The sequence below is a fragment of the Mycobacterium sp. E3251 genome, assembly GCF_001666835.1.
In the GTDB taxonomy this organism is placed as follows: Bacteria; Actinomycetota; Actinomycetes; order Mycobacteriales; family Mycobacteriaceae; genus Mycobacterium.
Genome location: NZ_LZJF01000087.1, coordinates 1 through 12652, shown reverse-complemented (window position 1 = coordinate 12652; position 12652 = coordinate 1). Strand labels below are relative to the sequence as shown.

Below are 12652 nucleotides of genomic sequence, written 5' to 3'. Positions count from 1 at the left end.
GATTCAAATCAACCTCAAATCATCCAAAAGTCATGTGGCAGAGAATGATTGGAGCAAACACGCTCAACCCGTCAGTCGGGGAGGTGTGGCATCTCTATACCCAGTTCACGGCCGACCAACACCCCGCGGGTGAGGGCGGATTTGCCGAAACGCTGGCGAACCCGGTCGACCGCGGCGTCGACCGCAGGCGATTCCCGGTCAAATGGCAATGCCAACTGCTGAGCGCCGCTGCGGTCGATGCCCGACACCGCGAAGCCGACCAGCGTCAGCCCGCGTTGCGAGATCAGGGGTGCCGCCGACGCAACCAGCTGCCGCGCGGCGGCCAGGATCGGTTGCGTCGAGGACGTCGCCCATGGCAGCGTCCGTGACCGCGTCGCCCGCCCGAAGTCGTCGAACCGCAGGCGCAGCACCACCGTGCGGCCGGTGCGCCCGGCGGCGCGCATCCGGCCGGTGATCCGGTCGATGAGGTTGACCACCACCGCGTCGATCTCGGCGGCCGACATGGTGTTGCCGGCGCGCCCCAGCGCCCGTTGCGCGCCCACCGACCGACGGCGCACACCGGTGGTCACCCGGCGGCGGTCGATGTTGCGGGACAGCGCGAACAGTTGGCGACCCATGGCGCCTCCCAGCAGCGAGGCCAGAGTCGACTCGCTCAGCTCGGCGACGTCGGCGACGGTCACGAGTCCGTGGGCGTGGAGTTTGTCGGCCGTCTTGGCGCCCACGCCCCACAGCCGCCGCACCGGCAACGGGTGCAGGAAGGTCAGCTCCTGGTCGGGCTGCACCAGCAGTAGCCCGTCCGGCTTGGCCTCCTGGCTGGCGACCTTGGCGAGAAACTTCGTGCGGGCGATCCCCACAGTGATGGGCAGGCCGACCCGGTCGCGCACGTCGGCCCGCAGCCGTCCGGCGATCTCAACCGGCGTCCCGGAAACCCGGCGCAGCCCGCCGACATCAAGAAACGCCTCATCCACCGAGAGCGGCTCCACGAGCGGCGTGCAGTCGCGAAACACCTCGAACACGGCCTCACTGGCGCGGCTGTAGGCGCTCATCCGGGGCGGCACCACCACGGCGTGCGGGCACAGCCGGCGCGCCTGCGCCCCGCCCATCGCGGTCCGCACGCCGTAGGCCTTCGCCTCGTAGCTGGCCGCGAGCACGACCCCGCCGCCGACGATCACCGGGCGGCCGCGCAACGTCGGGTCGTCGCGCTGTTCGACGGACGCGTAGAACGAATCCAGGTCCGCGTGCAGGATGGACGCATCGCACCGCACGAACATATGTTCGCACGCGCCGGTGACGGGATTTGATGGTGGCGACCCGTCCCCCGCAAGCGGGAGGTGCCCCCATCGCCCGGCTACGCCGCGCTTGCGATCGCCACTAGCTGGATTCGCCGTAGATGCTGGTGACCCAGATGTGGGTGAGGGTGTCGACGACCCGGTCCTCGTGCACCGCCGGCGTCTCGGCGGACAGGGCGGCCATCATCGTCCGCTCGTTCATCTGGTTCAGGGAGGTGGCCAGGTCCACGGCCGGGATCGTCTCCGGCGCGGCCCCGCGTGCGCGTTCGGCGGCGATCATCGCGGCCGTCTGGTCGATCCACTTCTGCATGAAGCCCAACCACACAACGCGCAACTCGGAGCTGGTCGCCAGCGCTTCGGTGGCGGCGCGCGCCAGCCGGCGGTGCGTGCTGAACGCCGTGAAGAAGGCCCTGATGCCGTTGCGCCACACCCGGCGCGGATCCGCGGGCAGCCGCTGCACCGCGCCGTCGAACTCGGAGTCGGCCCGCGCGATCACCGGTTCCAGCAGTGACAGCAGCACCGCGTCCTTGGACTTGAAATAGAAGTAGAACGTCGGGCGCGACAATCCCGCGCCCTTCGCCAGATCGTCGACCGAGATGTCGGCGAACGAGCGCTGTTCGAGCAGCCGCTCGGCGGTCGCCAGGATTGCCTGCTCACGGTCGTCGCCCGAGGGGCGGATGGCACGGCGGCCACGCAGGGCACGGGTCTGGCCGGCGCTAGTCACGGCCGTTACTTTACACCGTGTCGAAAGTTTCAACACCCTGTTGACTACGTCGACAGGCCGTTGATAACGTGGCCCCATGACTGAGCACCTTGACGTGATCATCGTGGGCGCCGGCATCTCGGGCATCAGCGCGGCGTGGCACCTGCAGGAGCGTTGCCCGACCAAGAGCTACGCGATCCTCGAACGCCGCGAGGACCTGGGCGGCACCTGGGACCTGTTCAAATACCCGGGCATCCGGTCGGACTCGGACATGTTCACCCTCGGCTTCCGGTTCAAGCCGTGGCGGTCGGCGAAATCGATCGCCGACGGCCCCGACATCAAGGCCTACATCAGGGAAGCGGCGGTCGAGAACAAGATCGACCGGCACATCCGCTACCGCCAGCGCGTCCTGGCTGCCGACTGGTCGGACGCCGACAACCGCTGGGCCCTGACCGTCGAGTCCGACGGGCAGCAGCGCGAGCTCACCTGCTCCTTCCTGTTCGCGTGCACCGGCTACTACAACTACGACGAGGGATATTCGCCCACCTTCCCCGGCGCCGACGACTTCGAGGGCCGCATCATCCATCCGCAGCACTGGCCGGAGGACCTCGACTACACGGGCAAGAAGATCGTCGTCATCGGGTCCGGCGCCACCGCGATCACGCTGATCCCGGCGCTGGTGAACTCGGGCTCGGGCCACGTCACGATGCTGCAGCGCTCGCCCACCTACATCGGCTCGTTGCCCGGGGTCGACCCGTTCGCCGAACGCGCCAACCAACTGCTGCCGGACCGCCTGGCGCACATCGCCAATCGCTGGAAAGCCATCGCGTTCAGCACCTTCCAGTACCAGCTGTCCCGGAAGCGTCCGGCCTACATGCGCAAGACGTTGATGACGATGGCCAAGCGCCGCCTGCCGCAGGGCTACGACGTCGAAAAGCACTTCGGGCCGCGGTACAACGTGTGGGATCAGCGGCTGTGCCTGGCCCCCGACGGCGACTTCTTCCGCACCATCCGGCACGGCAAGGCCGACGTGGTCACCGACACCATCGACCGGTTCACCAAGACCGGCATCAGGCTCACCTCGGGGGAGGAGCTGCAGGCCGACATCATCGTCACCGCAACGGGTTTGAACATGCAGTTGCTCGGTGGGGTGCGACCCACCCGGAACGGTCAGCCCATCGAGCTGACGTCGTTGATGACCTACAAGGGCCTGATGTTCTCCGGGGTGCCGAACTTCGCTATCACCTTCGGCTACACCAACGCGTCATGGACGCTGAAGGCCGACCTGGTCTCCGAATTCGTCTGCCGGTTGCTGAACTACATGGACGACAACGGATTTGACTTCGTGGAGCCGCAGCATCCCGGCCCGGACGTCGACGAGCTGCCTTTCATGGACTTCAGCCCCGGCTATTTCCAGCGGGCGATGGACATGCTGCCCAAGTCAGGGTCGCGCGCGCCGTGGCGGCTGAAGCAGAACTACTTCTTCGACATGCGCACGATTCGGCGCGGCAAGGTTGCCGATGAGGGCCTGCACTTCGCGAAAAAGCGTGCGCCGGTAGCGGTTTAGGGATTTACGACGACGATGCCGTCGTCGTCGCAGTAGGCGATGTCGCCGGGGACGAACGTCACGCCGCCCAGCGTGACCTCGACGTCGCGCTCCCCGGCGCCCGTCTTGGTGCTCTTCCGGGGGTTGGTGCCCAGCGCCTTGATACCGATGTCGAGCCCGCGTAGCGCTGCGGCATCGCGCACCGCGCCGTTGACGACGAGCCCGGCCCAGCCGTTGGAGCGGGCCAGCTCGGCGATGACGTCGCCGACCAGGGCCGCGTGCAGCGAGCCGCCGCCGTCGATGACCAGTATCCCGCCCGCACTCGGCTGCGAGAGAACCGATTTCAGCAACGCGTTGTCTTCGAAGCAGCGGACCGTGCTGACGGGTCCGGCGAATTGGGGGCGGCCACCGAACTGGCGGAATTGGACGTCGCAACTGCGTACGTCGGGCCCGATATCGTCGACGAGGTCGGCGGTCGGCTGGAATGACACGGTCACGTCTGACACGGTAGCGGCTACGGCGGCGATCAGCGGCGGCGCAGCTGCCGGATCAACAGGATCGCCAGGAGGCTGACGGCCAGGGCGACGATCAACGGGACCGGAGACTGGGTCAGGGCCGCCGCTGCCGGGGCGTTGGGAGAAACCGGGTTATTGGCGGCGTCCACAGTGGATTTCGCTTGCGCCGCTACGTCTTTGGCGGCGGCCGCGAGGTCGCCGTTGGTTTCGATTCGTTGCCGCACCTCGAGGGGTGGCTCGGCGGCCTTGGCGGGAGCCTTCTTCGCCGGTGCCTTCTTCGCGGGTGCCTTTTTGGCGGGTGCCTTTTTGGCGGGTGCCTTCTTCGCGGGCGCTTTCTTGGCGGGTGCTTTCGCGACCTTCTTCGCGGCCTTGGCCGGGGGCTTCTTCTCCGGCGGCGGGGTCGACGCGCCGTCGGGTTCGCTGTCGGGTTGATCCTGCGGGTCTGCCATGCGGCCGCTCCTCGAGCAATATTTCAGTAGTTTCTAGCCCACGCGGGTTCTTCGAACCCATCATGCCAGCACGAGCGCGGCCGCCTCCGCCGCCGGTCACGGTCTGCGCCGCACCACCCACAGGGCGCCCCCGCCCACAAGCACCGCCGCCACCACGACGAACGGCCAGACCGGGACATCCGAGCCGCGATCCCCGGCGGCCGGGGGCCCTGGCGTGCCGGTGCCCGGCACCGTCAGCCGAAACGACCAGGATCCGGAGACCGCGTGGCCGTCCGCGGAGGTGACCCGGTAATTCACCGTGTAGACGCCGGCCGGCCCCAGCGGCCGCAGGTCGATGCCGACCACCGCGCCACGCACGGTCGGGTCTCCGGTGGACCACACGTTGCCGTCGGGCCCGACGACGATCATGGCCGCGAAAGTGCTCTGCAGCTGTTCGTTGAAGGTGGCGCTCACCCGTTCGGGACCGGTGGCGAGGACCGCGTTGTCCGCCGGATCGGTGGCCACCCGGGCTGCGTGCGCCGACGCCAACGGAGCGGTCAGCGGTGCGATCGCCAGGAGGGCACCGACGCACGCGGCGATCGCCAGCCGCATCATGCCCGTCGGCGGATCAGCGCCAGGCAGATACCCAGCGCGGCCACCACCAGGGCGGCACCGCCCAACAGCCGGGCGGTGTTGTCCGCGGATCTCGGCCGTGGCGGCGCGGCCTGGTCGGCGGGCGAGGCCGAAGGCGGCTGATGGCCGTGGGACGCTATCGGTCCCCCGCCAAGCGTCAGCGTGGGCACCGGGTATTCCGGCTCACCGCCGCCGGGCCGCGGCGGCTGGTCCCACTTCACGACCGTGCCGTCGGAATAGGTCTGTGTGGCCGGGAAGCTGACGGTCTCCGTGTCGGGCAACTTCACCGATATCCGGAACAGGGCGAATTGATCCACCCCGATGCCGGCGCCCGGCGCGGCCGTCCACGTCACCGAGTGCACCGCGCCCGACGCCGCGTCGCGGTCGAGCTTGGTCGTCCATCCCGGCATGCTCTCGGTGCGCGCCGAGGCCACGTCGGGCAGGGCGACGCTCAGCGCGGTGGTCACCGCGCCGGTGTTCGATTCGTTGGGCACCTGAAAGGTGACGACCGCCATGGCGCCTCGCGCCGCATTGTCGCTGCTGGCGTGCACGTGCGCCCACGCCGCGGGGAGCTGCGCCGCCGAGCCCAGATAGAGGCCGGCGGCAGCCACCACCGCGACCGGGAGGCGCGCCGCCCGCCGCGCGCGGGTCGAGATGCCGGGCAACCCCATTGGTTGGTCAGCTCAACCCGAGCCGGGCCATCAGGTCCGCCTCGATGCCGTCGAGCTGCGACGAGATCGCGGCGTGGGCCGCCCGGCGCCGCGCGGCCGGCATGTTCTCGGCGGCGGTGACGGCCGCAGCCAGATCGGTGAGCCGCTCGGTGATGGCCGACGCGAACTGCTTGGTCTCGGCGTCCTTGGGCTTCTTTTCCTGCACGGTGCGCAGAGACTTCTCCGCTCCGGCGATCCGGGCGGACAGCTGCGCGCCGTGGCCGGAGAACTGCCCGATCTGGGCCAGCGGGATCCCGAGCTGGTCCGCGCGGCGCTGGTCGATCAGCGCGCGGGCCGAGATCGCGGCGCGGTAGATGACTGGAGTGAGGATCGGCGCGAGCAGCCGGGACACCGTGAGCGCCCGGCGGATTCGCGTCGGCGAGAAGACCTTGCCCTCGCGCGCGGCTTTGAGTTGGGTCTCGGCCACTTTCAGGGCGTTGCGGTCGCTGTCCCGTTGGGCCTTGATCTGCGCCCTGAGCGCTTTGGCCTCCGCGCGGTGGGCGGCCTTGTATCGGCGAGTCTCGTTTCGGGCGGCCAGCTTGGCCTCCAGCTTCGCGCGGGCCTTGATCGCACGGGCTTCGGCGCGACGCGTCGCGCGACTCTTTCGCTTGCGGAACAGGGCCATTCCCGGCCGCCTCCCCGGTCTCTCGTGGCTATCGCTTTCGCGCGTGCGCGATCCGTGAGCCAACCCTAATCGGAATGGGCGGGCGCAAGCCCTCCAGGTCGGCCCCGGGCCAACCGGTTATCAGCCCGGGCGTTCGCTAGACGTCCAGGTGTTCCGCGCGGCGCAGCTCGTTGACCCGCTGCATGACCTCGTGTTGGGCCTCGGGGGACAACTCGGAGGCGCGCACGGCAATGCGGCGCACACCGTCGTCGCGCATCGTCGCCAGGATCGACAACTCCTGATCGAGCTTCTCGTAGTACTCGTCGTCGGTGAAGTAGGCCGGCTTGATGCGGAAGAAGTTGGCCAGTGCGGCCATTGTCGCCGACGACGGGTTGGTGCGGTTCCCCGAACGCAACTGCGACAGGTACGGAGCCGACATCGTGATGCCTTCCGCCTTGAGCGCCGCGATCACTTCCGCGGAGGTGTGCGGCCCGCGTCCCGGGGGATACACCGTGTCGAACAGGCGGTTCAGGCGAGCAGCGAACGTCGTGCTCATTGGATATGACCTCCACTTGGCTGTAGAAGTGAACTATTACCTAGGTGTATTTGCTGATCATGGTAGCGAGGGTTGGTTCCCCTAACTAGGTGCAAACCCCCAAGGTTTCGGTCCAGGCGTAGCTGGGGCTTGCCGATGCCACACTTGACGAGCGTCTAACTGATTCGCTGGGGTGTCCACTAAATCAGCGAAACTCACAGGTTATCCGCAGAATTCGGCTCGACGCCGTAGGTGGCGGGGCGACCCCGCTTGGTTCGGCGGGGGGTAGGATGGAAACGTGCTGGGCGGTCGCACCGCAACCGGGCAGCAATTTATGATTGCTTAACGCCTTATTTGCTGCCGGACGCGCTCCGAGGCCGGAAACCGCCGCTCGTGGAGCTATCCGAAATGCGAAACGCGGTCCGTTGGCCGTCGCGGCAGGCCGTCCGTAGCCAGGCCTATCGCCCAATCGTCATGGGCCGAGCCGCCGGCGCGGAACCCGGGAACCGACGGGAGCGCGCCGCCCGTCGCTGTCTGGAATCAATGACGGGCTCGACGAGAAAGCGACCGAATTCGGCGGTCCGATTTTTCGGTGCGGGCGCCGGGCTAAACGCTCATGCCGCGAGCAGCATCGCCAGGATTGCGGTATCAGGATGGCTGATGGGGTCGACGCCGACGCGGCTCACCATGGAGGTGATGGTGCCGTCGGCCTCCGCTTCCACCCAGGCGGCCCGGTGTTCGAGTCCCAGGTACGGCAAACCTGGAAGCAGGACGCATCCGGATGCCGCCCCGCTGCATTCCGGCAACGACGGGGTGGTCTCCGAGGGCGGATGCAGCATCAGCAGCGCGGGGGGCTGATGGTCGGCGAAATAGCCTGGCTGGATCGCCGAGTCACCGAAGACCGTGCCCTCGGCGAGTACCAGGCCGACAGTCCCCGGCTCGGGTTCCTCGGGCAACTCCTCGCGCGCGCCGAAAACCGTTGTGGTGGAGAGTAATCCGGGTAATGACGCGACCCTGACCGCGACCATCAGCAACTGGGCCCACTCTTTGGTCGAATCGGGCCAACGGCCAGAGATCACAAACCCTTTCAGGGCACCACGAGCATGGAAAGGGGAAACCCCTATCGGGCGGTCAGACCCAGTCTCCATTTCGACCTCCGCGCGACGCCTCCGTCCGATTAACCACACTGGTAGCTCGAATAATTCAGCATGCCCGCGGGTTCGGCGCCGTGCAACCCGACACGGCCAGTGGCGCACATGTTTCCGGAGTGCCCGGTTCGCGACCGGGCAAACGAAAGGGGCGCCGCGCAAACCGCGCGACGCCCCTGCCGACCGAAATGGACTCAGCCGAAGATCAGCCCGCCCGTTTTCGACGTGGCGGCCTCGTAGCGCTTCTGTACGTCGGCCCAGTTGACGACGTTCCAGAACGCCTTGACGTAGTCCGCCTTGACGTTCTTGTACTGCAGGTAGAAAGCGTGCTCCCACATGTCGACCTGCAGCAGCGGAATGATTCCGAGGGGGACGTTGGCCTGCTGGTCGTACAGCTGGAAGGTGAGCAGCCGGCTGCCGAGCGTGTCGTAGCCCAGCACTGCCCAGCCCGAACCCTGGAGGCCGTTGGCGGCCGCGCTGAACTGGGCGCGGAACTTGTCGAACGATCCGAACGCGTCGTCGATCGCGGCCGCCAGTTCCCCGGTCGGCTTATCGCCGCCGTCCGGCGACAGGTTCTTCCACCAGATCGAGTGGTTGACGTGGCCGCCGAGGTGGAACGCCAGGTTCTTTTCGTTCAGGAAGATCGCAGCGTGGTCGTCGTTGGCGCGTGCCTCTTCCAGTTTGGAAACGGCGTCGTTCACGCCCTTGACGTACGTGGCGTGGTGCTTAGTGTGATGAATCTCGTTGATCTGACCCGAGATGTGCGGTTCCAACGCTGCGTAGTCCCAGTCCAGGTCGGGCAGGGTGTATTCAGCCACGGCGTTCCTTTCTTCGGTTGTCTTCTTACGCTCATTCGCGCGGGCCTACCACGCGGCGGCCAGCCGTAGACAACCCTGCTCCATGACTGCGCGGACCGCAAGAAAGACCGCTATGAGCTCCGAAGGGATACCCGCTCAGCGTCGGTTCAAGACAAAACGATGAGGGCGAGGACCGCCAGCAACGCCAGTGCGATCAGCCCGGCGCGCAGTGCGGCGACGCTGTAACTGTGATTCCACGCGGGCGAGCCGGAGTACGACTTCGAGGGGGCCGGTGATCCCGGACCGAACGAATGCGTGGCCATTAATCGCCTTTCACCCGCTCCTCACCTCGGGGTAGTGAGGTGAGTCACAAACTATTTTCGCGAAGGCGATCATAGCGCTTCCGGGCGGGCTTGGAAAATGACGCTCTGAGCTGCGTGTTGAGGGCGACCCGGCCGAAAGCCGGCCCGAGGGCGCGACCGGTAGCCGGCCGCGCGGATGCTTAGCAAGGCAATCCATTTCGCTCAACGACGGTTTTGACCTGTCGATGGCATGTCTCCGATACCGCGGTGTTATCCACAATGGCACCACGGCTAGCCGGTAAAGCTGTAGTAATGCTTCCCTTACCCACTGAGGCCATGTGGATAAACCTGTGGAAACTGTGGATAGGTCGTGATAGCTGAGTAATAGCCGACCGGCCTTACTGCGGCCGTCGCTGAGCGTCCCGCGGCGCGCATCGTCGCGCGGTTACGCTAGTCCGGTGATCCAGGTGTGCTCCCAGTGCGGCACTCGGTGGAACGTGCGCGAGCGGCAACGCGCGTGGTGTCCCCGTTGTCAGGGAGCGCTGATGGCGCCCCTGCCGGATGCGCCGGCGCCCGGCGGGAGTTGGAGCCCACCCAACGCCGCGGCGACGAACCGATCATCCGGCTCTCGGGGCTGGCAGCGCACCCCGCCGCGCCTACCGCCGGGCTTTCGCTGGATAGCGGTGCGTCCCGGCGCCGCCCCGCCCACCCGCCGCCTAAGGCGTCCACTCGGCCCCACCCCGCGTTATGCCGTGATGCCGCGTTGGGGCCTGGCCGATCGCGTTGGGCAAGGGCCGGTGGCAGTCGAAAAGCCCGCGCACGCCGCGCCGTCGGCAGCGACGATCCGCACCACGCTGTTCGTGAGCGTGCTCGTTCTCGGCATCGCCGCCTTGGTCTACGTCGTGCGATACGTGCTGCTGATCGTCAACCGGAACACCCTGCTGAACTCGTGGGTGGCCGCCGGGGCGGATTGGCTCGGCATCCTGGCCAGTGTGGGCGCGATCGTGGCGGTGCTCACCTCCGGGGCGATGCTGATCCGCTGGCTGATCGCGCGGCGCGCCGCCGTGTTCGCCCATCACGGCCTGCCGGAGCCACGGTCCACCCGGGCGTTGTGGGCCGGGTGCGTGGTGCCGCTGGCGAACCTGCTGTGGGCGCCGGTGTACGTCATCGAGCTGGCGATCCTGGAAGAGCACTATGCCCGGATACGCCGACCCATCGCCGAGTGGTGGATCGCCTGGGTCGCCAGCTACCTGGTCTCCATATTCGCCATGGTCACCAGCTTCGCCAGGGACGCTCAAGGCATCGCCAACAACACCATCACGATGGTGTTCGCCTACCTGATCGCGGCGCTCACGGTGGCCGCGGCCGCCCGCGTCTTCGAGGGCTTCGAACGCAAACCGGTCGAACGGCCCGCGCACCGCTGGGTCGTCGTCGCCGACGCGCCGGCAGCACGTCCGGTTGAGCTCGAGGGGCAGGAAGCGGCAGCATTAGGCGTATGACGTGGGCCGAGGAGGTGCTCGCCGGGCACCCCTTTGTGGTTGCCCACCGCGGCGCGTCGGCCGCGCGGCCCGAACACACGCTGGCCGCCTACGACCTCGCCCTCAAAGAGGGCGCCGACGGCGTCGAATGCGACGTGCGCCTGACCCGCGACGGCCACTTGGTGTGCGTACACGATCGCCGGCTCGACCGGACCTCGACCGGGGCCGGCCTGGTCAGCACCATGACCCTCGCCGAGCTGCGTGAGCTCGAGTACGGCGCATGGCATGACAGCTGGCGTGAAGACGGCACGCACGGTGACACCAGTTTGTTGACGCTGGACGCCCTGGTTTCCCTCGTTCTGGATTGGCACCGGCCGGTGAAGCTCTTCATCGAGACCAAGCACCCGGTGCGGTACGGCTCGCTGGTGGAGACGAAGCTGCTCGCGCTGTTGCACAGGTTCGGCATCGCCGCGCCCGCCTCCGCCGACCGGTCTCGTGCGGTGGTCATGTCGTTTTCGGCGTCCGCGGTCTGGCGCATCCGGCGAGCCGCGCCGCTGCTGCCGACCGTCCTACTCGGCAGGACCGCGCGCTACCTGACCAGCGGCGCGGCCACCGCCGTCGGCGCCACCGCCGTCGGCCCGTCGCTGGCGACGCTGAAGGAATATCCCCAACTCGCGGATCGCGCGATCGCCCAGGGTCGCGCGGTGTACTGCTGGAACGTCGACGAGTACGAAGACCTCGACTTCTGCCGCGACGTCGGGGTGGCCTGGCTTGCCACCCACCACCCGGGCCGCACCAAGGCGTACCTGGAGAACGGCCGCGCGGGCGGTTAGTCCGAAGGAGTGGTGGGCACCGGGGCGTCCGCCGCCAGCGCCTCGAACAGCCGGCTGGCCTCGTCGTGGTTCCACACCACCACCGATCCGGCGTCACCGCTGGTGAACTCCCCGATCGGGACGGTCATAGCGGTGGGCGAGCCGTGCAGTCCCCAGCCCAGGTGGGCCAGGTCCCACACGTGGTCGCCGCGGTCAACGGTCAGGGCATCGGCAAGCGCGCGCGGCACGGAGTACCAGCGCCAGGGGTTGAGCCACACCGCCGGACTGGCGGCGGCGTGCAGCAGCGCCGCGACGAACTGCCGCTGGTTGACCATCCGGTCCAGGTCCGCCCGGGGGGTGTCGCGCGTCCTGACGTACCCGAGGGCGTTGCGGCCGTTGAGTTTTTGGCAACCGGCCGGCAGGTCGATGCCGGCCAACGGGTCGCTGAGCGGCGACGTCGGGCACACCGTCACCCCGCCCAGCGCGTCGACCACGCCGGCGAATCCGCCGAATCCGATTTCGGCGTAGTGGTCGAGGCGCAGCCCGGTGGCCTGCTCGACCGTCTGCACGAGCAGGGGCGCCCCGCCCACCGCGAAGGCGGCGTTGATCTTGTCCTTACCGTGGCCGGGGATCGGGACGTACGAGTCGCGCGGTATCGACACCATCGTCACCCGCCCGCCGGACCACAGCTCGGGCAGGTGTACCAGCAGGATGGTGTCGGTGCGGCTGCTGCCGATGTCGCCGCCGGTGGCCAGGTCCTCCTGCTGCTCGGGGCTGAGACCCTGGCGGCTATCCGACCCGACGAGCAACCAGTTCGTCCCGCGGCCGTGCCCGGGGCGCCCCGGGTAGTCGGTCAGGATGTCGTCGCGGTGCAGCCGGCTGTCGAACCAGACGGCCCCGCAGGCGACGCCGATGCCGGCCAGCAGCACGCCGATCACCAGGGCCGACGCAAGCGCTCGTAGCCGGCGGCGCCAGCCACGGCTGCGGCGCGTGCGCGGGGCGGTGGGCCGCGGCGGAGCTCCGGGTGGTTGTCGGGGGCGCGGCGGTTCGACCGCGCGAGGCGGCGGGGGTGGGGGCGGCGATGCCGAACCTGTGCAACAGCGCGAGCAGCTTCGTCTCCACCAGCGAGCCGTACCGCACCGGGTGCTTGGT

14 protein-coding genes and 2 pseudogenes are annotated in these 12652 nt (G+C 68.2%); 3 read left to right on the top strand and 13 right to left on the bottom strand.

Translation table 11 applies throughout. From position 1 onward, the window contains the following. Positions 1-71: 71 nt before the first annotated feature. Both dinB and A5697_RS12070 read right to left on the bottom strand, forming a co-directional pair. Positions 72-1271, bottom strand: coding sequence for a DNA polymerase IV (dinB, locus tag A5697_RS12075; protein ID WP_068010576.1), 1200 nt, complete (start codon positions 1269-1271; stop codon positions 72-74). 100 nt (positions 1272-1371) lie between these two features. Continuing rightward, on the bottom strand, positions 1372-2013 hold the full coding sequence (locus A5697_RS12070; RefSeq protein WP_068010574.1) for a TetR/AcrR family transcriptional regulator: 642 nt from the start codon (positions 2011-2013) through the stop codon (positions 1372-1374). Positions 2014-2089: 76 nt separating this feature from the next. Between A5697_RS12070 and A5697_RS12065 the strand changes: the two genes are divergently transcribed. Then, entirely contained in the window at positions 2090-3559 is a 1470-nt protein-coding gene (locus A5697_RS12065; RefSeq protein WP_068010573.1) for an NAD(P)/FAD-dependent oxidoreductase, read from the top strand. Here A5697_RS12065 and rraA read toward each other — a convergent pair. From rraA to A5697_RS28055, 9 genes are all read right to left on the bottom strand, one after another. Beyond that, positions 3556-4035: a ribonuclease E activity regulator RraA gene (gene rraA, locus A5697_RS12060; RefSeq protein WP_067944415.1), complete on the bottom strand. Its 480-nt coding sequence runs from the start codon at positions 4033-4035 to the stop codon at positions 3556-3558. The genes A5697_RS12065 and rraA overlap by 4 nt on opposite strands. Before the next feature lie 29 nt (positions 4036-4064). Further along, positions 4065-4502: a nucleoid-structuring protein H-NS gene (locus A5697_RS28745; RefSeq protein ID WP_068010571.1), complete on the bottom strand. Its 438-nt coding sequence runs from the start codon at positions 4500-4502 to the stop codon at positions 4065-4067. Positions 4503-4598: 96 nt separating this feature from the next. Beyond that, complete coding sequence (locus tag A5697_RS12050) at positions 4599-5096, bottom strand: copper resistance CopC family protein (protein WP_068010569.1); 498 nt, start codon at positions 5094-5096, stop codon at positions 4599-4601. Then, on the bottom strand, positions 5093-5785 hold the full coding sequence (locus A5697_RS12045; protein ID WP_082953352.1) for a YcnI family protein: 693 nt from the start codon (positions 5783-5785) through the stop codon (positions 5093-5095). Before A5697_RS12045 ends, A5697_RS12050 begins: the two co-directional genes overlap by 4 nt. 7 nt (positions 5786-5792) lie before the next feature. Continuing rightward, positions 5793-6449, bottom strand: a complete 657-nt coding sequence (locus A5697_RS12040; protein WP_068010564.1) for a DUF6474 family protein — start codon at positions 6447-6449, stop codon at positions 5793-5795. Positions 6450-6585: 136 nt separating this feature from the next. Then, on the bottom strand, positions 6586-6984 hold the full coding sequence (locus A5697_RS12035) for a helix-turn-helix transcriptional regulator (protein WP_067944423.1): 399 nt from the start codon (positions 6982-6984) through the stop codon (positions 6586-6588). Between the two features lie 593 nt (positions 6985-7577). Continuing rightward, positions 7578-8111 carry a peptidase gene (locus A5697_RS12030; protein ID WP_065445986.1) on the bottom strand — a complete coding sequence of 178 codons (534 nt, stop codon included), beginning with the start codon at positions 8109-8111 and terminating at the stop codon, positions 7578-7580. Positions 8112-8305: 194 nt separating this feature from the next. Then, a complete protein-coding gene (locus tag A5697_RS12025; protein WP_067944425.1) occupies positions 8306-8929 on the bottom strand; it encodes a superoxide dismutase in 624 nt (207 codons plus the stop codon). 146 nt (positions 8930-9075) lie between these two features. After that, positions 9076-9231, bottom strand: coding sequence for a hypothetical protein (locus tag A5697_RS28055; protein ID WP_167385587.1), 156 nt, complete (start codon positions 9229-9231; stop codon positions 9076-9078). A gap of 437 nt (positions 9232-9668) precedes the next feature. On the opposite strand from A5697_RS28055, the gene A5697_RS12020 reads away from it, so the two are divergent. Beyond that, complete coding sequence (locus A5697_RS12020) at positions 9669-10709, top strand: DUF4328 domain-containing protein (RefSeq protein WP_082953351.1); 1041 nt, start codon at positions 9669-9671, stop codon at positions 10707-10709. Then, a complete protein-coding gene (locus tag A5697_RS12015; protein WP_067944428.1) occupies positions 10706-11521 on the top strand; it encodes a glycerophosphodiester phosphodiesterase in 816 nt (271 codons plus the stop codon). The genes A5697_RS12020 and A5697_RS12015 overlap by 4 nt, the downstream gene beginning before the upstream one ends. Here A5697_RS12015 and A5697_RS12010 read toward each other — a convergent pair. Together A5697_RS12010 and A5697_RS27705 are read right to left on the bottom strand one after the other, a co-directional pair. Next, positions 11518-12579: pseudogene (locus A5697_RS12010) on the bottom strand (LCP family protein); the annotation flags it as partial. The gene A5697_RS12015 and the pseudogene A5697_RS12010 sit on opposite strands and share 4 nt — an antisense overlap. After that, a pseudogene (locus A5697_RS27705) lies at positions 12563-12652 on the bottom strand (glycerophosphodiester phosphodiesterase); the annotation flags it as partial. The pseudogenes A5697_RS27705 and A5697_RS12010, both read right to left, overlap by 17 nt.